The sequence below is a fragment of the Pseudomonas sp. TE3728 genome, from assembly GCF_056279145.1.
Genome location: NZ_JBWBQT010000001.1, coordinates 288846 through 311600 on the forward strand (window position 1 = coordinate 288846; position 22755 = coordinate 311600).

17 protein-coding genes are annotated in these 22755 nt (G+C 58.0%); 6 read left to right on the forward strand and 11 right to left on the reverse strand.

Going from position 1 to position 22755, the window contains the following annotated elements; all coding sequences use genetic code 11:
- Window positions 1-14: 14 nt before the first annotated feature.
- The 4 genes from ACZ89R_RS01305 to ACZ89R_RS01320 form a co-directional block, all read right to left on the reverse strand.
- Window positions 15-1301 (reverse strand): MFS transporter, encoded by a 1287-nt coding sequence (locus tag ACZ89R_RS01305; protein ID WP_429547006.1) that lies wholly within the window; start codon window positions 1299-1301, stop codon window positions 15-17.
- A gap of 79 nt (window positions 1302-1380) precedes the next feature.
- Complete coding sequence (locus ACZ89R_RS01310; RefSeq protein ID WP_429547005.1) at window positions 1381-2400, reverse strand: sugar kinase; 1020 nt, start codon at window positions 2398-2400, stop codon at window positions 1381-1383.
- Window positions 2393-3175 (reverse strand): sugar phosphate isomerase/epimerase family protein, encoded by a 783-nt coding sequence (locus ACZ89R_RS01315; protein WP_429547004.1) that lies wholly within the window; start codon window positions 3173-3175, stop codon window positions 2393-2395. The genes ACZ89R_RS01310 and ACZ89R_RS01315 overlap by 8 nt, the downstream gene beginning before the upstream one ends.
- A 185-nt stretch (window positions 3176-3360) precedes the next feature.
- Window positions 3361-4386: a LacI family DNA-binding transcriptional regulator gene (locus ACZ89R_RS01320; protein WP_429547003.1), complete on the reverse strand. Its 1026-nt coding sequence runs from the start codon at window positions 4384-4386 to the stop codon at window positions 3361-3363.
- Between the two features lie 237 nt (window positions 4387-4623).
- Between ACZ89R_RS01320 and ACZ89R_RS01325 the strand changes: the two genes are divergently transcribed.
- Together ACZ89R_RS01325 and ACZ89R_RS01330 are read left to right on the forward strand one after the other, a co-directional pair.
- On the forward strand, window positions 4624-7467 hold the full coding sequence (locus tag ACZ89R_RS01325) for a hypothetical protein (RefSeq protein ID WP_429547002.1): 2844 nt from the start codon (window positions 4624-4626) through the stop codon (window positions 7465-7467).
- 250 nt (window positions 7468-7717) lie between these two features.
- Window positions 7718-10252, forward strand: coding sequence for an autotransporter outer membrane beta-barrel domain-containing protein (locus ACZ89R_RS01330; protein WP_429547001.1), 2535 nt, complete (start codon window positions 7718-7720; stop codon window positions 10250-10252).
- Window positions 10253-10343: 91 nt separating this feature from the next.
- Here ACZ89R_RS01330 and ACZ89R_RS01335 read toward each other — a convergent pair whose 3' ends face one another.
- From ACZ89R_RS01335 to ACZ89R_RS01345, 3 genes are all read right to left on the reverse strand, one after another.
- Window positions 10344-10985, reverse strand: a complete 642-nt coding sequence (locus ACZ89R_RS01335; protein WP_476241462.1) for a DUF1345 domain-containing protein — start codon at window positions 10983-10985, stop codon at window positions 10344-10346.
- Between the two features lie 173 nt (window positions 10986-11158).
- Window positions 11159-14257: a multidrug efflux RND transporter permease subunit gene (locus ACZ89R_RS01340; protein WP_429547000.1), complete on the reverse strand. Its 3099-nt coding sequence runs from the start codon at window positions 14255-14257 to the stop codon at window positions 11159-11161.
- A gap of 14 nt (window positions 14258-14271) precedes the next feature.
- Window positions 14272-15429 carry an efflux RND transporter periplasmic adaptor subunit gene (locus ACZ89R_RS01345; protein ID WP_476241463.1) on the reverse strand — a complete coding sequence of 386 codons (1158 nt, stop codon included), beginning with the start codon at window positions 15427-15429 and terminating at the stop codon, window positions 14272-14274.
- A 293-nt stretch (window positions 15430-15722) separates the two neighbouring features.
- Here ACZ89R_RS01345 and ACZ89R_RS01350 point away from each other — a divergent pair, with 293 nt between their 5' ends.
- Both ACZ89R_RS01350 and ACZ89R_RS01355 read left to right on the forward strand, forming a co-directional pair.
- The gene (locus tag ACZ89R_RS01350) at window positions 15723-16424 is read left to right on the forward strand and encodes a response regulator (protein WP_007900125.1); all 702 of its coding nucleotides are present in this window, start codon (window positions 15723-15725) and stop codon (window positions 16422-16424) included.
- Between the two features lie 4 nt (window positions 16425-16428).
- Window positions 16429-17730 carry an ATP-binding protein gene (locus ACZ89R_RS01355; RefSeq protein WP_429546998.1) on the forward strand — a complete coding sequence of 434 codons (1302 nt, stop codon included), beginning with the start codon at window positions 16429-16431 and terminating at the stop codon, window positions 17728-17730.
- Between the two features lie 188 nt (window positions 17731-17918).
- Here ACZ89R_RS01355 and pncA read toward each other — a convergent pair whose 3' ends face one another.
- The gene (gene pncA / locus ACZ89R_RS01360) at window positions 17919-18560 is read right to left on the reverse strand and encodes a bifunctional nicotinamidase/pyrazinamidase (RefSeq protein WP_429546997.1); all 642 of its coding nucleotides are present in this window, start codon (window positions 18558-18560) and stop codon (window positions 17919-17921) included.
- A 296-nt stretch (window positions 18561-18856) separates the two neighbouring features.
- On the opposite strand from pncA, the gene ACZ89R_RS01365 reads away from it, so the two are divergent.
- Together ACZ89R_RS01365 and nudC are read left to right on the forward strand one after the other, a co-directional pair.
- Entirely contained in the window at window positions 18857-19669 is an 813-nt protein-coding gene (locus tag ACZ89R_RS01365) for a crotonase/enoyl-CoA hydratase family protein (protein ID WP_429546996.1), read from the forward strand.
- Window positions 19670-19675: 6 nt separating this feature from the next.
- Window positions 19676-20506, forward strand: a complete 831-nt coding sequence (nudC, locus tag ACZ89R_RS01370) for an NAD(+) diphosphatase (protein WP_429546995.1) — start codon at window positions 19676-19678, stop codon at window positions 20504-20506.
- On the opposite strand, the gene ACZ89R_RS01375 is transcribed toward nudC, so the two are convergent.
- From ACZ89R_RS01375 to ACZ89R_RS01385, 3 genes are all read right to left on the reverse strand, one after another.
- Complete coding sequence (locus ACZ89R_RS01375) at window positions 20474-21253, reverse strand: TSUP family transporter (protein WP_429546994.1); 780 nt, start codon at window positions 21251-21253, stop codon at window positions 20474-20476. The genes nudC and ACZ89R_RS01375 overlap by 33 nt on opposite strands.
- A 285-nt stretch (window positions 21254-21538) precedes the next feature.
- Entirely contained in the window at window positions 21539-22015 is a 477-nt protein-coding gene (locus ACZ89R_RS01380) for a nuclear transport factor 2 family protein (RefSeq protein WP_123497029.1), read from the reverse strand.
- Between the two features lie 57 nt (window positions 22016-22072).
- A complete protein-coding gene (locus ACZ89R_RS01385; RefSeq protein ID WP_427624682.1) occupies window positions 22073-22636 on the reverse strand; it encodes a TetR/AcrR family transcriptional regulator in 564 nt (187 codons plus the stop codon).
- Window positions 22637-22755: the final 119 nt, after the last annotated feature.

The following is a 22755-nucleotide window of genomic DNA, read 5'->3' on the forward strand; positions in this document are numbered from 1 at the left end:
ATCTCTATATCAAATCAAGAATGAGCCGCCATCGGCCGCGCCACAGCGACCCGGTCACTGGCGCCGGGCTTGAGGAAAATCGTCAGCACCACCGACAGCAGCAACGCACCGCTCATCAGCAGATAAGAGGCACCGGGCGATCCGGTGGAGCTGTTCAGGTAACCGACCAGATAAGAGCCGCCAAACGAGCCGAGCGCGCCCATGCTGTTGATCAACGCCATGGCGCCACCGGCGACGTTGGCCGGGAGGATTTCCGGGACGATGGCGAAAAACGGCCCGTACGGGGCGTACATGCAGGCGCCGGCAATCACCAGCAGCGTGTAGGACCACCAGAAATGTTCCGCGCCCAAGGCGTACGAGCCATAGAACGCAATCGAGGCGATCAACAGCGGTGGCCAGACGAAGCGTTTGCGTTTTTGCAGTTTGTCCGAGCCCCAGGACACCACCAGCATGGCGATCACCGCCGCCAGGTAGGGCAACGCTGACAGCCAACCGGCTTCGATCATGTCCATCTGCGCGCCGGCCTTGAGGATCGACGGCAGCCACAACACGAAACCGTAGACGCCGATGCTCCAGCAGAAAAACTGCAAGGCGAGGATGATCACTTTTGGCGAGCGGAAGGCTTCGGCGTAGTTTTTCACCGCTTTGATGCCGACCTGTTCGGCGGCCAGGGCGCTTTCCAGATCCTGCTTTTCCTGGTCGCTCAGCCACTTGGCCTGAGCCGGACGGTCATCGGCCAGACGCCACCAGATAAATGCCCACAGCACCGCTGGCAAGCCTTCGATGATGAACATCCAGCGCCAGCTGAAATGCTGGATCAGGTAGCCCGACACCACCGACATCCAGAGCATGGTCACCGGGTTGCCGAGGATCAGGAACGTGTTGGCACGCGAGCGTTCGGCACGGGTGAACCAATGGCACAGGTACACCAGCATGGCCGGCATCACGGCGGCTTCGACCACACCGAGCATGAAGCGAATCACGATCAGCCAGTAGGCGTTGGATACGATCCCGGTCAAGGTCGCCAGGCCGCCCCAGAGGATCAGGCTGACGAAAATCAGCTTCTTCACGCTGTGCTTCTGGGCGTAGATCGCGCCCGGAATCTGGAAGAAGAAATAACCGAGGAAGAACAGTGCGCCGAGCAAGGACGACAGCCCGGGGGTGATCATCAGGTCTGCAGCCATTCCGGAGGCGGCGGCGAATCCATAGTTGGCGCGGTCCAGATACGCCAGGCTGTAGGTGATGAACACGATCGGCATGATGTACCACCAGCGGCGGGTGGCCAGTGTCGCGGTTTTCATAGTGATGCTCCTGAGCTTGTTGTTTTTGTCGCAGCAGGTAACGGTTTTGAATCAGCTTTTTGCAGTGGCTGTTATGGCCTCATCGCGAGCAGGCTCGCTCCCACAGGGGATTTGTGTTTGAACCCGATCCAATGTGGGAGCGAGCCTGCTCGCGATTGGCGGCCCCGAATTCGGCATATATCTCGGCTCGGGTGGGCAACCCCTCCATATCCCCACGGCTCTGCACCGCGCGGCTACCGATCCAGTTGGCACGCTGCACCGCTTGGGCAATGCTGTGGTTTTCCAGCAGGGCGCTGATCAGGCCGACGGCAAACCCGTCACCGGCACCGACCGTATCGACCACCGTTTCCACCGGCACGCCTGCAACGAAACCTTCATCCAGATGCGTTCGGTAATACGCACCGGCCGGCCCGAGCTTGATCGCTACGGCTTCAGCGCCTTGGTCGAGATAAAACGCCGCGATGTCGGCGGGGGCTTCGAAACCGGTGATCAAACGCCCTTCGCTCAAACCCGGCAGCACCCAATGAGCGAGGGCGGCGAGGCGGTTGATCTCGCGGATCATCTGTTGCTCGCTGGCCCACAGACTCGGGCGCAGGTTGGGGTCGAACGACACGCTGCGCCCGGCATTGCGCATGCGGGTCATCAGCTCGAAAGACATTTCCCGGACCGCTTCCGACAGCGCCGGGGGAATGCCCGTGGCGTGCAAGTGCCGAGCCTCGAGCAGTTGCGGGGCAATGGATTGCACCGACAAATGACTGGCGGCCGAGCCACGGCGGAAATACTCGACAACCGGATCGCTGCCATCGTCAGTGCGTGACTTGAGCTGAAAACCGGTGGGGTGCGCCGGGTCGATGTCGACATGGCTGCAATCCAGGCCTTGTTTTTCCAGCGTATCGATGACGAACCTGCCGAGCGAGTCCGCGCCAACCCGGCTCAGCCAGGCGACGTTGAACCCCAACCGCGACAAGCCAATGGCGACATTACTGTCGGCCCCGGCAATGCGCTTGTGGAAGTGGTCGACGTCAGCCAGTTCACCGTTCTGCTCGGCGACGAACATCGCCATGGTTTCACCGAACGACAGAATATCGATCTCAGACATGAACAGGCTCCTGGCGGGGTTGACCGAGGCGGGCGAGGACGGCGACATGCTCAGAGGTCAACTGCACCAGGTCATCACCTTGCAGCGGATACTCCGCCGCACGCATCACGCCGTGATCCATGTGCCGCAGCAGTTGGCCCCACAGATACCAGTCGCTGGCAGCCGGCGGCACCGCCACCCGTTTGCCGTCCGCCCGCCGTGCCACGGCTTTGCAATGCACATAGCCGACGTATCGACCAAGCAGCCGCGCGGCGCTGGCGGCGGACTGGTCCTGCCATTGCCAGTTGCCGATGTCGAAGGTCATTTTGATCGGCAGGTTGTGCTGCTCGACGCCGGCGAAGAAACGCTGGAAGGGTTCGATTCGGCCGCCGTGCAAAGTCTGATCGTTCTCCACCAGCAACTGCACCGGGCTCTGTTGCAACGCAAGCATCAGCGTTTGCAGATCGTTGTTGTCGGTGAAATAGCCCAAGGAGACTTTCAGCCATTGGGCGCCGAATGACTCGGCACGTTTCAGGGTCGGGACCAGCTCAGGATTGGGGGCCGACTGCCCGGCCAGCCACAATTCCATCGGTGAGGAATACACACTTTCGAGGCCCCGGGATTGCGTGGCGCTGGCCAATTGCGTGGGGTCTTCGAGTGTCAGCAGCTCTTCGCGCCATTCAATATGCGTGGCGCCGGCAGTGGACAGCACCTCGACAAAACTGCCTTGGCCACGTTGGCGGACGAGGTCGGCGCCGTAGCTGGACAGACTGATGGAAACGGGTGGTTTGTTCATTGTTATTCACCTCTGAAACCGGTTTCATTTTTGGTCAAAAAAATTTGCCGTTGCGTTATGGGGTGATTCTCAGAGCCTCATCGCGAGCAGGCTCGCTCCCACAAGGGGTCTGTGTCGTTACACGAATACAATGTGCACCACAAATCCCCTGTGGGAGCGAGCCTGCTCGCGATGAGTCAGAAATGTCACCGAGAATGTCCACCGGTCGACCCCCGAACAATCAACCGCGCCGGAAAATCCAGACTCCGCACCGGCCCGTCATCCCCGCGCAGTCGCTTGAGCAAACACTCAAACGCACTCGCACCCATCTCCGCCGTCGGCTGGGCGAGGGCGGTAATCCCGCTCCCCACCAGCGGATACCAATCCAGATCATCAAGTGCAATCAGCCCGACCTCCGCGAACAGGTTGCACTTCAACTCACGCAACGAATGAGTACTGGCCAGCGCGGCGATACCGTTGGCGCAAAACAGCGCTTTCGGGCCAGGGCCAGGCGTTTGCAGAAAGTTTTTCAAACGAGCGGTCAGATCGCCGCCGGTTTCGACCACAGCCCCCGAGAGCGTCGGACGCCGCTCGATCTGTGCCTTGAAACTGCTGACCCGCTCGATCCGCGAACTGGTGCCGTCATACGGCTCGGTGACCATCAGCACATCGCGATAACCGCGTTCTTCAAGGTGGGCAACGGCCATCTCGACAGCGGCCGGATTATCCAGCCCCACCAGATCGCTCTCGAGCTGATCGACCTTGCGATCCACCAGCACCATGGGCATTTCCTGATGCAGTTCGCGCAGCTCATCCCGGTGATGACCGAGGGTGTTCACGATCAAGCCTTCGATGTTGTACGAGCGCAGCAACGCCAGGTGTTGACGCTCTTGCTCATCATCGCGATCGGTGTTGCACACCACCAGGCTATAGCCGTGCTGACGGCAAGCGGTTTCCACCCCGTGCATCACGGCAATCGAATAAGGGTTACGGATATCGGCCACCAGCATGCCGATCAGGCGCGTGCGCCCACGTTTCAGGCCGCGGGCCATCTGGTTTGGGCGATAGCCTAATTCGCTAATCGCCTGCTCGATGCGCAGGGCAATGGCATCGGAGAGCAGGGCGCGGTCATCGCCGATGAAGCGCGAGACGCTGGCCTTGGACACGCCTGCATGTTCGGCGACGTCGAGCATGGTGACGCGGCTGCGTTGGGCGGCGGAGAAATCGTTCACAGTCTGAGTCTTCTTGTTATCTGAAACCGGTTTCAGCTAACACCAGTCTCTTTGGTCGCGTCAAGTGAAGATGCTTCTGGCAGCAGGTAAAAAGTCGCTGTATCCGACAGACGGTAGCAAAACCTGTCAGATCTGACAGTTGGAAATGGTCACGTTGAAGCGCCTAATTTCCTCGCCTGGACAGTAAACAAAAAGACATAGCCTTTCGAATGTTCCGTATGAGTCGGTGATAGAAAAATGACCTCGATGACATTTAATCAGCCACGAAATGCTGGTGTATTGGCAAAGCCGCTTTCAGTGGAGGGCGTCGACGACAACGATCCGGCTGGGCATATCCCTCGCGAGCTTCTGATTAACGGGACTCGTATCGTTATTCCATATTGGATTGATCCTGTACCAAACGATGAATTGTGGGTGGTATTGCGTCAGAACGGCGTGGAACGCAGGCTCTACACGGAATTTTATCCAACGCCTCTGACCGTCCCTTTCTTGTATTTCGATTTGACGGCGCAAGACTTGGCAACTGACGGCATCGCATTCCTGTATTACAAAATCTGGAAAGGTTCGGGCGGTACCGATGACCCTTCACCGGAAAGACAACTGACCATCGATCACACGCCACTTTTAACTTTGGCAGAACCCTGGTTTCGGCATGCCACCCCTTGGGGTTATCTGAATAACAATACGAATCCTCCTCTGACAAGTGGCGCCACGGTTGTAATTCCCGATTTTATAAACATCGCTGAGCCCGGCGATGTTGCAAACATCCACTGGTGGGGATACAGCAGTCTCAACGGCAGTGGACCAGAGGTGCAGGGGACTTACGGTCGTTGGGAAAAAACACTCTCCGCCGCAGATATAACAAACGGATTTGATCATGTAGTGCCATTTTGGTCACACATAAATTTGTTATTTGATGACGACTCGGCCGTAGTGGTTTGCCAATTATTCAGGGGTAGGAAACTCATTGCGGTATCAGAAAAAGGTTTAGTGAAGATCGACAGGGTAACACCTGGAGAAAGTGGCCCGTCCGGCCTAACTGAAGGAGAAAGGGAAATGACAGCACAGGAAAAGTTGACCTTTAAAGCCAGGCCAAAAACTCCAAAACTCTTTGATGCCGACGCGGGCATTGACAGCTTTGGAGTGCTAACAACAGCTATTTCCATCGATACGTTGGCCGACGGTTCTATACCGGTTAGCGAATTGAATTCGGGAAAAATAACTATAATGTTGCAACGTCCTGTCCCGGAGGAGGAGGACGAACTCGATGATGTGGATGTTTATATTAAGCAGGAAGGTGTATCGCTTGGCCAGATAGCTTACATTCCGCTTGGACCGATTGCAGATCGCACTAATCCAATATTGCTTAAGGTGGACGCAAGCCACTTTCCAGAGTTGGCTCAGCCTGCTACACCCACCAATTACGAAGTACAAGTAATTCTTTACAAGGGGGGGGCCGGTAACGACGACCCCTCCAATGTTGTGCCAATCGTCATCGACCGTACTGCGCCGTTCGAGGTCAAGTACCCGTCGCGCAGAAAAAACCTACCAACACCTGCTCCAACCTTTGTCAACGCTCCCGTAGATGCTCAAAGGACTGTCGACGAAACTTATATCAGTGCAAACGCGCAACTGAACTTCACCGTTTTTGTCGGTTACCTAACACGGCGTCTTGATGATAAACTTACCGTTTGGCTGACATCCGGCGCGGTGACTATTGAGGTATTCAAAAATACGGTTCCGGCTACCGGTGCATTCGCGGTTCCAAGTTCTGAATTGCGCAGACTCCCGAATGGTCGGGTGACGATCTCTTATGCATGGACTGACCTGCCTGGAAACTTCAGTCTGAACTCTGCTCCGACGGCAGTTCTAACCTTGGGGCTGGCATTGGATCCGGTATTGAATGCACCTCCTTTGGTACCGAAAACCGATCCAAATGGAACCACGACGATTTATCTGGAGGATATTAACAACGTCGTGGGGATCGTTACACGCGCAACCATTGATAATGCGGAGCCTGGCGATCAGATTATTTTTTATATGGAGGATGCGGAGGATCCAACCAACTTCGTGGACTTCGGCACCCAGCCACTTGCGGCGGTGGACCTGACATTCCCACTTCCTTATATGGACAAACTGAAGGATATCTTTGGTACGTCGGAAGTGGCCAAGGAAGTCAGAGTCTGGTTTGAGCTCATTCGGGGAAGTAATTCGTTCGAGTCACCCGACTTCTACTTCTGGCTGGATCTTTATCCTTCAGGAGGCCTTTATCCGGAATTGCCTGACTTAACGAATCCGAGCTTCGAATTGCCGGTGGTCACCGGGAACTCTAACACGCCCGATTCAATATTGCCCGGTGATCGCGACAAACCAGGAAAGTTTGCAGTGACGCTCAAGTTGACAGATCCACCCATCACTGCGGCAGAAACAGCGAAGTGCTATGTGAATAATCAGCTTGTGGGTGAGTTTACGCCGTTTGTTGATGCGATAGCGTTTGATGTCCCTATTAACGCTGCCATCATGTCCGGGCTGCCCACACCTTCGGTGCAGGCTCGCTGGACGCGCCAGAAATCGGGCATTGACAAGAACGTCATCAGCTCCGGGCTCAAAACTGTGTTGGTCAGTGGCAGGAAAATCGACTTGTTGCCACCCACCATCAGAATCCGCAATCCGTCAATCAAGGATCAGATCGATTGTTTTGCAATGAACAACGCCACCACGAACTGGCGGCTTGCAGTAACCATTCCCAAGGATCCGGGCAACTTACCACCAGGAAAAAGTATTACCGTGCATTTTGCAGCCTACCAGGATGCTAGTGGAACTACTTTGATTCCAGGTACAGAGGACTCGCAACCTTATATTATCCAGGCCGCTGGTACGGTTGATGTTGCAAGTGTTGCTAGCGCAGCGGTGTTCAAGGCAGCGCAACCACGTCTTGGTACGAGGGCCTTTGGTAAGTATTGGTATACGGCCGATATAGGCGGTGAACAAACTTCGGTGCCGATTATCAAGCCGTTAGACACGATCACTTCCAGTGGCGAGTACTGTGATCGGTTGGCGGTTCCGCCGGCCGCACCTTAATAACTCAAGCCAATATCAAACGAGGTCTGTCGCGAGAGAGAGTTGATACTTTCTCTCGCGATATTGATATTTGTCGAAAAAATTATGAGTCATAAACCTAATTGTTTTGCAGATTATTCCTCTGTGAATGAGGACTTTTCCTACATATCGCGTGCAGTTTGCTGATTAGTCTGTCGGACGTTTTTCAAGTGGTTTTTGTGCTCTGTCAGAAAAATCGCGTTGAGAGTTATGTGGTGATGAGGAGTTCACAATGCCGTTTCTATCGAGTTTCAAGCGTTCCCGGAGTACCAAGTATCTGGTCACAGCGATATGTCTTTCCTCACCTCTGGCACATGGCAGGCCACTCCTACCGGGTGAGAGTGAGACCGTTACAAATCCGCCGGCGCCCGAGGCATGGAGTGTCTCTCAAGGGGGGACCCTTACGATCAATAATGCAAACGCGCTGACAATCTTATCCCAAAACGCCAATGTCATTTTCAACGGTGGTCAGAGTCAGCGGGTCGATGCCCGTGAGGGATCCAGGCTTGCACTGACAGGTGCAACAGTAAACAGCGCATCGGGAAGAGGAGCCATTTCGCTTAGCGACAGCTCTGCCACTATTGATAACAGCACCATCACGAGCACCAACAGTTTTGGACTTCTGTTGGGACGTAACATCAATACTCCGACGTCGTCCAGCGCGACGGTTACTGGCAATAGTGTAATCACTGGCGTTCCGGGGGGCGCGAATGCCGTTGGTTTTGCGGTGTTGAACCTGGAAAATTCAACCGTTCTAGGCACCGGTGCAGCCAGCTACGGTGTGCAATTGGGCGGCGCAACACTTTCGTCGACAGGCAGCACGATTTCTGGCGGGCAGGATGGCCTGCAAATCGTCACTGACAACACGGGTGTCAATGCCAGCACTATTACGCTCAACAGCACTCGCGTAACGGGCGGAACAGGTTCGGCGATCGTGCTGGGTTCGTCCGGCAGTGCGGGCACAGTTGCCAACATCAATGTACTCGCTGGTTCCGAACTGATCGGCGGCAACGGCACATTGTTGCAAGCGACTAATCGTTCCACGGCCAACCTTAACGTCGACGCAAGCAACTTGAGCGGCAATGTCATTGCCGATACCGGCAGCACTGTTGCGCTGCTGATGCAAAACGCGGCCTCCCTTGACGGCAATTTGCAGAACGTCACTCAGGTCAATCTCAATACCCGTAGTACCTTGAACGGCAATGTGTTGGCAGTTGCGGGCACGGCTGCGGCAGTCAATCTGGACAATGGTTCTGCGATCAATGGCAATGTCGAAAATGTCTCCAGCCTTTCGTTGAACAATGGCAGCAGAATGACCGGAGACGTGCTCACTGACACCAATGGCAGCGTGCAACTGGACAACGGCTCGGTGCTGACCGGTCAGATCAACAATTCAGGCAACCTGAATATCAACAACGCAGCCCAATGGGTGATGACCGCAGACAGCAACGTGCAGCGTCTTGCCCTGAATGGCGGCGTGGTTCAAATGGGCACCAACGAACAGTTCCAGCAACTGAATGTGGGCGATCTTTCTGGTAACGGTACCTTTGTAATGGGCACCGACCTGGGCAACGGCAACACCGACTTCCTGAATGTGACTGGCAATGCCAGCGGACAACATCAACTGCAAATTTCCGCGACGGGCACCAATCCGGTAACTGCCGAGGCGGTGAAGGTCGGTAATATCGCTTCCGGTGATGCGAGCTTCTCGTTGGGCAATCGCGAAACGGTGGATGCGGGTACGTTTGTGTACAGACTGGCGAAGGAAGGCCAGGGTTTATATCTGAATCCAGACAAAGAAACGGTCAGCACTTCAACCAATACCGCACTGGCGTTGGCCGGCAGCGCACGTAGCGTGCTGAACGCTGAAGCAGCCATGCTTAGCGATCAATTGGGCGATCGTAGTCTGAGCGTCCGACCCGAGGCAGCGATGCGCTCGATGGACGACAGTTCGGTAAAACTCAGCAACAGTGTCTGGGTTCGCACTTACGGCAACCAGTACAACGTCGATAACGCCTACGGTGATGGGTACACCCAGAACCAGACCGGTATCACCGGTGGTGCCGACACAACAGTGGACCTGGGCGGCAGGTCGTGGGTGGTGGGCGGATTCGTCGGGACCAGCCACACCAAAATGGATCTCAAGTACGGCTCCAGCGCCACTGTCGACAGTGTGAATGCCGGTGTTTACGGCAGCACATTCGATGTTGAAAGCGGCGTGTTCGTCAATGTCATGGCCAAGATCAATCAGTTCGATAACAAGGCAAAAGTCACCATGAGTGACGGTACACGGGCCAAGGGTGATTACAAGGCTTTGGGCGCCAGTGGGTCGGTAGCCATCGGCAAGCATATTCGCTTGAAGGACGACTACTTTGTCGAGCCTCAAGTACAAGTATCGACCGGCGTCATTCAAAGCGACAAGTACCGGCTCGACAATGGCCTGGAAGTGAAAAGCGACACCATGCGTTCAGTGCAGGGCAAGGTCGGTGTTCGCGGTGGGCGTGTCATCATCCTCGACAATGGCAGCTTGCTTGAGCCGAGCTTGATGACAGCGGTCAATCACGAGTTTGTGAAAAACAATGAGGTCAAGATCAATGACGACAGTTTCGATGATGACCGCGCCAGTAGCTCCATTGAGTATGGAGCGGGCTTGAAGTGGACCCCGGCTCAACGTGACTGGCAGGTTTCCGGTCAGGTGGGTGGCAGCAAAGGCACGACGGTCAGTCAGGATTGGAGCGGTAGCGTAAGAGTGAGCTATTTCTTCTGATAAAGCTTTTTCAATGAAATGACTTATAAAAAATGCCCCAGCAGTGCCGGGGCATTTTTATATCTGTCTGATGGGGTTGTGGCTGCCCCGATCAACCGAACAATCCCGCGGCAATGTTGATCGAGAACCCGAGAATCGCTGTATTGAACACAAACCCGATCAACGATTGCGCCAACACGATCTTGCGCAGATCCCGCGTAGCGACGCCTACATCTGCGGTCTGTACCGCCACACCGATGGTGAATGAGAAGTACAGAAAATCCCAATAATTGGGGGTTGTCAGGCCCTCGGCAAAACGTAGCGCCGGTTCCTTGCCGTTCCAGGTGTAATACAGCCGGGCATAGTGCACGCTGAAGATCACCCCGATCAGCAGCCATGAGCCGATCACGGTCAGCGCGGTGAAACCGTAGCGCAGCAGTTTACGGGTGGTTTCCAGATCCCGGCTGCCGGCGAGTTCGAAGGTGATGGTGGCGAGGCTGGCCAGCGCCGCGATGCTCACCAGCAGCAACACCAGACCGGCATTTTCATCTTCGACCTCGGCAATGCGTTTCACATCCGGCGCTTTGGCACGCGCGGTGAGCCAGAGCATCAGGACCAGGTATGCCCAGACACCGGCATTCCAGCCGAAGAGGATTTTGCTGATGATCGAGTCGGCCGGAGCCAGAATGCCCACCGCGATGCCGAGTGTGGCCGCGGCGGACAGGCGAGGGTGGGTGCGGGCGAGTAGAGGCATGGGAACTCGATGGGCCTGGGTGTCTAAACACCTTAGCCCAGGTTGTGACCACAACGATAATCCCTTGTAGGAGCGAGGCTTGCCCGCGAAGAGGCCGTCACATTCAACATTAATATCGACTGACGCACCGCCTTCGCGGACAAGCCTCGCTCCTACAGGGGATGTGTTGTGGCTTACATGTTTTTGTGCCGTTTGCGCACCAGTTTCATCACCACCACAAAAAACACCGGGACAAACACCACAGCCAGGGTCGCGGTGATCATCCCGCCAATCACCCCGGTGCCGATGGCTTGCTGGCTCGCCGAGCTGGCCCCGGTGGCAATCGCCAATGGCACCACGCCAAGGATGAATGCCAGTGACGTCATGACAATCGGCCGCAGGCGCAAACGCGCGGCTTGCAGGGTGGCGTCGATCAGGTCGTGGCCTTCGTCGTACAGGCTCTTGGCGAATTCGATGATCAGGATCGCGTTCTTCGCCGACAGGCCAATGATGGTGATCAGCCCGACCTTGAAGAACACATCGTTGGGCATCCCACGCAGGGTCACGGCCAGTACCGCACCGAGCACTCCCAGCGGCACCACCAGCAACACCGAGGTCGGAATCGACCAACTCTCGTACAGCGCCGCCAGGCACAGGAACACGATCAGCAACGACAGCCCTAGCAGAATCGGTGCCTGACTGCCGGACAAACGTTCCTGCAACGACAGCCCGGTCCATTCCTGCCCTAATCCCGCCGGCCCTTGCGCCACCAATCGCTCGATTTCCGCCATGGCTTCGCCGGTGCTGTAGCCGGGCGCCGGTTCGCCGGAAATGCTGATGGCCGGGTAGCCGTTGTAACGGGTTAATTGCGCCGGGCCCTGGGTCCAGTTGGCCCGAACGAAAGCCGACAACGGCACCATGTTCTCGCCGTTGTTACGCACGTGAATCTTCAGCAGGTCGTCGACCTGACTGCGCTGATCGCCTTCAGCCTGGACCACCACTCGCTGCATCCGTCCCTGATTGGGAAAGTCGTTGATGTAGGCCGACCCGACGGCGGTGGACAGCACGTTGCCGATGTCGGCAAACGAAATGCCCAGGGCGTTGGCTTGCTTGCGGTCGACTTCCAGTTGCACCTGCGGCGCTTCGGCCAGAGCGCTTTCGCGCACGTTCATCAGGACCGGGCTCTTCTCGGCGGCGGCCAACAATTGGCTGCGCGCCTGCATCAGCGTGGCATGGCCAAGGCCGCCACGGTCTTGCAGGCGGAACTCGAAACCGCTGGAAGTGCCGAGGCCGTCGACCGGCGGCGGCAGGACCGCAAAGGCCATGGCATCCTTGATCTGACTGAGTGCGATGTTGGCGCGGTCGGCAATCGAACTCGCCGAGTCGTCACTGCCCCGATCCGACCAATCCTTGAGCGTAGTGAACGCCAGTGCGGCGTTCTGCCCGCTGCCGGAGAAGCTGAAACCGAGAATCACCGTGCTGTCGCCGACGCCCGGTTCGGTGGCGTTGTGTGCTTCGATCTGCTCGACCACCTGCACCGTGCGATTCTTGCTCGCGCCGGGTGGAAGTTGAATGTCGGTGATGGTGTAACCCTGGTCTTCCACCGGCAGGAACGAGGAGGGCAGACGACTGAAGCACAGCCCCAGACCGATCAGCAGCACGCCGTAAATCAACAGATAACGCCCGGTGCGTTTCAGTGCATAGGCGACCCAACCCTGATAACGCTCGGTCAGTTGTTCGAAGCGCCGGTTGAACCAGCCGAAGAAGCCGCCCTTGGCGTGATGTTCGCCCTGGGCAATCGGCTTGAGCAGTGTCGCGCACAGGGCCGGAGTCAAGGTCAGGGCGAGGAATGCCGAGAACAGAATCGACGTGGCCATGGAGAGCGAGAACTGCTGGTAAATCACCCCGACCGAGCCCTGCATGAACGCCATCGGAATGAACACCGCCACCAGCACCAGGGTAATGCCGATGATCGCTCCGGTGATCTGCTTCATCGCCTTGCGCGTCGCGTCCTTGGGCGACAGGCCTTCGGTGGCCATGATCCGCTCGACGTTCTCCACCACCACAATGGCGTCGTCCACCAGAATGCCGATGGCCAACACCATGCCGAACATGGTCAGCACGTTGATCGAGAAGCCCAGTGCGAGCATGGTCGCGAAAGTGCCCATCAGCGTCACCGGCACCACCAGGGTCGGGATCAGCGTGTAGCGGATGTTTTGCAGGAACAGGAACATCACCGCAAACACCAGCACCATCGCCTCGATGAGGGTGTAGACCACCTTGGTAATCGAGACTTTGACGAAGGGCGAAGTGTCGTACGGAATCTTGTATTCGACGCCGGCCGGGAAGTAGCGCGCCAGTTCATCCATCTTCGCCCGCACCAGCGTCGCGGTGCTCAGGGCATTGGCGCCTGGCGACAGTTGCACGCTGACGGCGGTCGACGGTTTGCCGTTCAGGCGCGTGGAGAATTGATATTCCTGACTGCCGATCTCGACCCGCGCCACATCGCCGATGCGCACCGTGGAGCCGTCAGGATTGGCCTTGAGGACGATGTCGGCGAATTCTTCAGGTGTCGACAGCTGGCCTTTGACCAGAATGGTCGCGGTGATTTCCTGGGTGGTGCGGGTTGGCAAGTCGCCGATGCTGCCCGCGGAAACCTGAGCGTTTTGCGCAGCGATGGCGGCGTTGACATCGGCCGGGGTCAGGTTGAAACCGATCAGCTTGCGCGGATCGATCCAGATCCGCATCGCCCGTTCGGCACCGTACAACTGAGCCTTGCCGACGCCGTCCAGACGCTTGATCTCGTTCATCACGTTGCGCGCCAGGTAATCGCTGAGCGCCACATCGTCGAGCTTGCCATCGCTGGAGGTAAGGGTGATCAGCAGCAGGAAACCGGCGGAGACTTTCTCAACCTGCAAGCCTTGCTGAGTCACCGCTTGCGGCAAGCGCGACTCGACTACTTTGAGGCGGTTTTGCACGTCGACCTGCGCCATTTCCGGGTCAGTGCCTGGTTGGAAAGTCGCGGTGATGGTGGCACTGCCGAGGCTGCTCTGGGATTCGAAATACAGCAGATGGTCGGCGCCGTTGAGTTCTTCCTCGATCAGGCTGACCACGCTTTCGTCCACGGTCTGCGCCGATGCGCCGGGGTAGGTGGCATAGATTTCGACTTTCGGCGGCGCAACGTTCGGGTACTGCGCCACCGGCAACTGCACAATGGCCAACGCACCGGCCAGCAGGATGAACAAGGCGATCACCCAGGCGAACACCGGGCGGTCGATAAAGAACTGCGGCATAAAAAGCGTCCTGCTTACTGACCAGAAACCTGGGCAAGGGGAAGAGGGGTGTCATCGATCTGGACTTTTTCACCGGGGCGCGCATGTTGCAGGCCTTCGGTGACAATGCGGTCGCCGGGTTTGAGACCGTTGGTGACGATCCAGCGATCGTTCTGCACTGCGCCCAGTTCGACCGGTTGCTGGCCGACCCGCTGTTCGGCATCGAGCAGCAGCACTTGGGCGATGCCGGCACTGTCACGCTGGATGGCCCGTTGCGGCACGCTGATGCCTTGCTGATTGAACGCTTGCTCCAGGCGCACGCGCACGAAGCTGCCCGGCAACAAGTCGAGGTCCGGATTGGGGAACTCGCTGCGCAGGATGATCTGGCCGGTGCCCGGGTCGACGGTGATGTCGGTGAACAGCAACTTGCCCGGCAGCGGGTAGAGGCTGCCGTCGTCCTGAATCAAAGTGGCTTTGGCCTGACCCTGGCCCACTTCTTTTAACTGGCCGGAACGGAACGCCCGGCGCAGGTCATTGAGTTCACGGGTCGATTGCGTCAGGTCAGCGTGGATCGGGTTCAACTGCTGAATCAGTGCCAGCGGCGTGGTTTCGTTCTGCCCGACCAGCGCGCCTTCGGTCACCAGTGCGCGGCCGATGCGTCCGGAAATAGGCGCGATGACGGTGGCGTAACCCAGGTTCAGTTTCGCCCGCTCCACGGCGGCTTTGTTGGCGGCGACATCGGCGGCGGTCTGCCGGGCATTGGCCCGGGCGTTGTCATAATCCTGACCGCTGATGGCGTTGCCTTCGATCAACTGGGCGTAGCGCTGTTCTTGCAATCTGGCCTGGAATGCATTGGCCTGGGCCTTGCGCAGTGCGGCTTCGGCGCTGTCCAGGTCGGCCTTGAACGGCGCCGGGTCGATACGGAAGAGAACGTCGCCTTTTTTTACGTCGCTGCCTTCACGGAAGGCCTGCTGCAACACCACGCCGGCGACTCGGGCGCGCACTTCGGCGATGCGTGGCGCGACAATCCGCCCGCTCAGCTCGCTGCTGATCGACAGCGGCCGGGCTTCGACGGTTTCAACCCGCACGGTGGCCAGCGGCGCCTGTTCTTCGGCGGTCGAGGACTGGTCACAAGCGCTCAGCGTCAATGCCAGTGCAATCAGGCTGAGCCGGGCAAGCAGATTCTTTGACATGTAGGTACCCCAATATTGACCCCCGTATCCTACGGGGGGCCGACGAGGGTAGCGGTGAAGCTTTGTAGGTGCTGTGTGAAATTGTGTAAGGGTTTTGCTCGCGCAGGCGTGAGGGCGTATATCCTTGGCGGCTTGATTCCTTTGCGCCTGGTAAATCGCTATCGCGAGCAGGCTCGCTCCCACAGTGGTCCGGTAGTGTTCACAGAATTTGTGTCCACATGAAACTCCTTGTGGGAGCGAGCCGGCTCGCGATGACGATTTATCCGGCGCCACTGCACTTTCTGGAAACACCCATGCCCAACATCCTCCTGGTCGAAGACGACTCTGCGCTCTCCGAACTGATTGCCAGCTACCTGGAACGCAACGGCTATTGCGTCAGCGTGATCAGCCGTGGCGATCATGTGCGCGAACGGGCGCGGCTCAATCCCCCAGACCTGGTGATTCTCGACCTGATGCTGCCGGGGCTCGACGGTTTGCAGGTCTGCCGCTTGCTGCGAGCCGATTCGGCGACTTTGCCGATCCTGATGCTCACCGCCCGCGATGACAGCCACGATCAAGTGTTGGGCCTGGAAATGGGGGCCGACGATTACGTCACCAAACCTTGCGAACCACGGGTGTTGCTGGCCCGGGTGCGGACCTTGTTGCGCCGCAGCAGCCTCAGCGAACCGATGACCGCTAACGACCGTATTCTGATGGGCAATCTGTGCATCGACCTGTCCGAGCGCACGGTGACCTGGCGCGAGCAACTGGTCGAGCTGTCCAGCGGTGAATACAACTTGCTGGTGGTGCTGGCCCGGCATGCCGGCGAAGTACTGAGCCGCGACCAGATTCTGCAACGCTTGCGCGGTATCGAGTTCAACGGCACCGACCGCTCGGTGGACGTCGCGATCTCCAAGTTGCGGCGCAAGTTCGACGACCACGCTGGCGAGGCGCGCAAGATCAAGACCGTGTGGGGCAAGGGCTACCTGTTCAGCCGCTCTGAATGGGAATGCTGAGTCGATGTTCAGAATCCTGTTTCGCCTCTATCTGGTGACCATTGTCTCGTTCAGCGCAGCGATCTACCTGGTGCCGGACCTGGTAATCCAGGTTTTCCATGAGCGTTTTGTCACCTACAACCTCGATTATTCCCGAGGTTTGCAAACGCTGATTGCCAAGCAGTTTCGCGCCGTGCCTTCAGAGCAGTGGCCAGCGCTGGCAGCTGAGATGGACAAGGAATTCCAGCCGCTGGACATTGTGCTGGCCCGTAACGATGACGCCGAATTTACTCCGGATGAACGTGCGCGCTTGCAGCGTGGGGAAAACGTCGTGCGCATCGGCGATTGGGGCTGGCGCACCTTGGCCGTGGCGCCGTTGAACGAGCAACTGGTCGTGAAGATGGTCGTGCCGCCGGACCCGACGGACGTCAGTTGGTTGTACTGGAGCATCAACGTGCTGATCGGCGCGACCATGCTTGCCTGTCTGTTGCTGTGGTTGCGCCCGCACTGGCGCGATCTGGAACGCCTCAAAGGCACCGCCGAACGCTTCGGCAAGGGCCACTTGAGCGAGCGCACGCAGATTTCCTCCAGCTCCAACATCGGTAGCCTGGCCCACGTGTTCGACACCATGGCCGGCGACATCGAAAACTTGCTCAACCAACAGCGCGATCTGCTCAACGCCGTGTCCCATGAGTTGCGCACGCCACTGACGCGGCTGGATTTCGGCCTGGCCCTGGCGCTGTCTGACGACTTGCCGCCCACCAGCCGTGAACGTCTGCAAGGCCTGGTCGCGCACATTCGTGAACTGGATGAGCTGGTGCTGGAATTGCTGTCTTACAGCCGTTTGCAAAACCCGGGGCAGCTGCCGGAACAGGTCGATGTGTCGCTGGATGAGTTCATCGACAGCATTTTGGGCAGCGTCGATGAAGAACTTGAGTCACCGCAAATCGTGATCGATGTGCTGCTTAACGGCCAGCTCGAACGCTTCTCACTGGACCCGCGCTTGACCGCCCGGGCGATCCAGAACCTGCTGCGCAACGCCATGCGGTACTGCGAAAAACGGATTCAGATCGGCGTGCAGGTGTGCCCCAAGGGCTGTGAGATCTGGGTGGATGACGATGGCATCGGCATTCCGGAAGAAGAGCGGGAGCGGGTTTTCGAGCCGTTTTATCGGCTGGACCGCAGCCGGGATCGCGCCACTGGCGGGTTTGGTCTGGGCCTGGCAATCAGCCGCCGGGCGCTGGAAGCACAGAGCGGCACACTCACCGCGCAAGCTTCGCCGCTGGGGGGCGCGCGGTTTCGGTTGTGGTTACCGACTCCGGTTTAAAGGTCCTCTTTCAGACGATTCGCGTTAGCGGTTTTACGCGATCCAAAGGTAGGAGCTGCCGAAGGCTGCGATCTTTTGATCTTGCTTTTAAAAGAACAAGATCAAAAGATCGCAGCCTTCGGCAGCTCCTACAGAGAGCGGGGCCGCTTCGCGATCCAACGGGGGGCAAGCCCCCTCGCCACAGGGGATCATTCGCCGCAAGTGCCGAGTATTTCGGTTGATGGAATCAACCCGACCCCAGCCACCTGCATCCGCTCAATTGCCGCCGCCAGCGATCCCTCCAGATCAATCGCCCGACACGCATCCTTCACCACAAACGCATTGAACCCCGCCGTCCGCGCATCCAGCGCAGAAAACATCACGCAGAAATCCAGTGCCAGCCCGACCATGTAAACCGTGTCGATGCCGCGCTCTTTCAGATACCCGGCCAAGCCTGTGGTGGTGGTTCGATCCGCCTCCAGAAACGCCGAATAGCTGTCGATGTCCGGATTGCAGCCCTTGCGAATGATCAGTTGGGCGTGGGGCAGGTCCAGTCCCGCGTGGAACTCGGCGCCGGGTGTGGCCCGTACGCAATGCTCAGGCCAAAGCGTTTGTTCACCGTAAGGCAACTGAATCACGTCGTAAGGTTTGCGCCCCGGGTGGCTGGAAGCGAATGAGGCATGGCCGGGCGGATGCCAGTCCTGGGCAATGATGACCTGCTTGAACCGGCGCCCGAGCTGGTTGATCAAGGGCACGATCAGGTCGCCCTCCGGCACCGGCAGTTGACCACCGGGAATGAAGTCGTTCTGTACGTCGATAACCAGCAGGGCTGCTCGTGAAGAGATTGGCATGGGCGGGTTCCTCCTTGGAAAGTCCGGTGCAAGCATAGTGACAAGTTTGCTCGTGTGCTAAGCCGGTTTCTCATTAATTTCGGTGGTGCGGCCAATCGCGAGCAGGCTCACTCCCACAGGGGATTTGTGAACGCCCAGGATCCAATGTGGGAGCGAGCCCGCTCGCGATGAGGTCAGCCCAGACGCTAAAGAACCTGAAACCAGTCCCGCATTTGGCCGAACCGCTGCCTTACTGTCGGCACTAATGCCTTGTTATAGTTCGGGCCTCATTTCTGCCCCGGTAAAGGATCAGTGCCATGTCTCAATACACCGCCTTCAGCGTCGAACTGGCCGATAACATCGCCCATGTGCAAATCAATCGCCCGGAAAAGATCAATTCGATGAACGCCGCGTTCTGGAGCGAGATCATCGAGATTTTCCGGTGGATCGACGATACCGATGAAGTCCGGGTGGTGGTACTCAGTGGCGCCGGCAAGCATTTTTCTTCGGGCATCGACCTGGTGATGATGGCCGGTATGCTCAACGAGTTGGGCAAGGACGTCAGCCGCAATGCACGGCTGCTACGACGAACGATCCTCACGCTGCAAGCGTCCTTCAATGCCGTCGACAACTGCCGCAAACCGGTGCTGGCGGCGATTCAGGGTTATTGCCTGGGCGGCGCCATCGACCTGATTTCAGCCTGCGACATGCGTTACGCCGCCGAGGATGCGCAATTTTCCATCAAGGAAATCGACATCGGCATGGCAGCCGATGTTGGCACTTTGCAACGCTTGCCACGGATAATCGGTGACGGCATGCTGCGTGAACTGGCTTACACTGGTCGCACCTTTGGCGCCGACGAAGCGCGCAACATTGGCCTGGTCAATCGCGTCTACAGCAATGCCGCCAGCCTGCTTGAAGGCGTGATGGGCATTGCCCGTGAAATCGCCGGCAAGTCGCCGATTGCCGTCACCGGTACCAAAGAGATGATCAGCTACATGCGCGACCATCGCATCGACGATGGCCTCGAATACGTCGCCACCTGGAACGCTGCCATGGTGCAATCCACCGATCTGCGCGTGGCCATGGCCGCCCATATGAGCAAACAGAAACCCGAATTTCTGGATTGATTAACCATGATTTCACGCTGGACCACCGCAGTACTGGACACCGATCAACCCGGCGGCTGGGCCGTGGCGCGCAGCCCCGAAGGCTTTTTGTTCGATGACAATGGCGCGCTGTTTCCACGGGAATGGCTCAAGCGTCAGGACCTGTCGATTCTCGCCGAGCATGGCATCGGTCACCTGGATGGCGAACCGGTCTACCTGCTGGAGCTGCGCAGTCACAGCGAAGTACCGGGCTGCAACTGGAAAGGCCTGCGAGCGTTCATGCTTGAGGGTGATCACACTGTCTACAAGGTTCTCGGCTACGCCGCGCAAATCGGTACCTGGGCCCGTGAACATCGTTTTTGTGGCAATTGCGGGCAGGTGATGAGCCAGGTGCCGCGTGAGCGGGCGATGTACTGTGAGCCGTGTGATATACGCCACTATCCGCGCATTTCACCGAGCATGATCGTGCTGGTGACCCGTGGCGACGAGGTTCTGCTGGCTCGTTCGCCGCGTTTTGTCGCCGGGGTCTACAGTACGTTGGCGGGGTTTGCCGAGCCGGGTGAGTCGGCCGAGGACTGCCTGATTCGCGAGGTCCGCGAAGAGGTGCAGATCGAGGTCAAGAACATCCAGTACATGGGCAGTCAATGCTGGCCGTTCCCGCATTCGATGATGCTCGGTTTTCACGCCGAGTACGCCGGGGGCGAGATTTTCTGTCAGGAAGATGAGATCGAAGACGCCCAGTGGTTCAACGTGCACGAGCTGCCGCCATTGCCGGCGTCACGCTCGATTGCCCGTTACCTCATCGATGTCTATGTGGCGCGGCGCTTAGGCCACGCTGAACCAGTGCTGCCAGGCTAACCGGACGGTCAAGCCGAGCACCACGGTGATGAACACCGGGCGAATGAATTTCGCACCGCCGCTGATGGCGGTGCGCGCGCCGAAGAAGGCGCCGACCATCACCGACAGGCCCATGCTCAGGCCGATGATCCAGTCCACCTGCCCGGAAAATATGAACACCGACAGCGCTGCGATGTTGCTGACGAAGTTCATGCTGCGTGCCACGCCGCTGGCTTTGACCAGGTCGATGGGGTAGAGCAGCAGGCTGCTGACGGTCCAGAATGCACCCGTTCCCGGGCCGGCGACGCCGTCGTAGAAACCAAGACTGAAGCCCTGGCTCGATTGCCACTTCTTCTTGATCGGTGCGTCGCTGTCCAGCGGCGCCTTTGGTGTGCCGCCGAACAACAGGTACAGACCGCAGGCGAAAACGATCACCGGCAGCATCTTGTTCAGCCATTCCGCCGGCAGGTAATGAGCGACCACAGCACCGGTGAGTGCGCCCACCAGCGTGCCGGCAATGGCGTGCATCCATTGTCGTGGATGAAACAGTTTGCGCCGGTAGAAAGTGAAACTGGCGGTGGCCGAGCCGAAGGTCGAACTGAGTTTGTTGGTGCCCAGCACCAGGTGCGGCGGCAGGCCGGCGGTCAGCAGCGCCGGGGTGGTCAACAGACCGCCACCGCCAGCGATGGCGTCGATGAAACCGGCGATGAAAGCGACGAGAGCCAGAACGGCCAGGGTGGTGAGGTCAACGCTGAGTTCGAATGGCATGAAATGGGCTTATTCGGCAGGGCGCAGAAGATGGGCTGCGGGGAAGGCCGGTATCTTACTCATATCCAAACGCTGCGGCGACCGGTCTGGAGCAATGCATTTGTAGGAGCTGCCGAAGGCTGCGATCTTTTGATTTTAAGAAGCAAAGTCAAAAGATCGCAGCCTTCGGCAGCTCCTACAGGGTTTTTTGTTCACAGGCCCAGGTCGGTTTCACATTCAACAAGTAAGTTGTCTGTGACACCGCCATCGCGGGCAAGCCCGCTCCCACATGGGAACTCGGTGAAGTTACAGGCCCAGATCGGACAAGCCAGGGTGATCATCCGGCCGGCGGCCAAGCGGCCAGTGGAACTTGCGGTCGCTTTCCTTGATCGGCATGTCGTTGATGCAGGCGTAACGGTTGAACATCAAGCCGTTCTCGTCGAACTCCCAGTTCTCGTTACCGTAGGAGCGGAACCAGTTACCCGAATCGTCATGCCATTCGTAGGCATAACGCACAGCGATACGGTTGTCGCCATGGGCCCAGAGTTCCTTGATCAGCCGGTAGTCCAGTTCCTTGGCCCATTTACGGGCCAGAAAATTTTTGGCTTCTTCGCGGTTGTGAGCGAACTCGGCGCGGTTACGCCATTGGGTGTCCAGGGTGTAGGCCAGGGACACCCGTTCCGGGTCGCGGGAGTTCCAGCCATCTTCGGCCAGGCGAACTTTTTCGATGGCCGATTCACGGGTAAACGGCGGCAATGGCGGACGAACTTCGGCAGTAGACATATTAAGTCTCCCTATCAAATTAACGTTCTAGCAAGTTGTCGGGCTTATTAAAGAGTGTTACAGGTCCAATAACTTTCGCGCCATGCATTGCGCATTATCGGCGGCACTGTGATCACCCATCACAAGCGCTACGGTAATGGCACCGTCGATCAGGATCAGCAGCTGTTTGGCCAGCGTCTCCGGGTCTGTTGCGCCATGTTCGGTACAGAGCTCGCACACGTAGTCGAGCAGTTTCTGTTTGTGGTCTTTGGCGACCAGGCGAACCGGGTCTTGCGCATCGCCGGTTTCGCCGCTGGTGTTAATGAATGCGCACCCGCGAAAGCCTTCGGAGGCGAACCAGGTCTTGAGCACGGTAAACAGGTTGAGCAGCCGCTCGGCCGGGGTTTGTGCCTTGCCGACTTCCGTTCGGTACCAATGCATCCAGCGCACATCACGGCGTTGCAGGGCCGCGACGGTAAGCTCCTCCTTGTTGGCGAAGTAGCGGTAAATACTTTTTCTGGAAACGCCGGCGGTTTTCACCAGAAGATCCATGCCGGTGGCAGCGATGCCACTTTTGTAGATCAACTTTTCAGTGACATCCAGAATGATGTCGCGTGTGTCGTTGCTAGTGATTTCGTTCATGTGGCTAACAGTAGAATGGTCGTTCTCCTTGGTCAAGCAATTATTTTTGGCGCCTATGAAATTGCCATCGCGAGCAGGCTCGCTTCCACATTTGGAATGCATTCCCCTGTGGGAGCGAG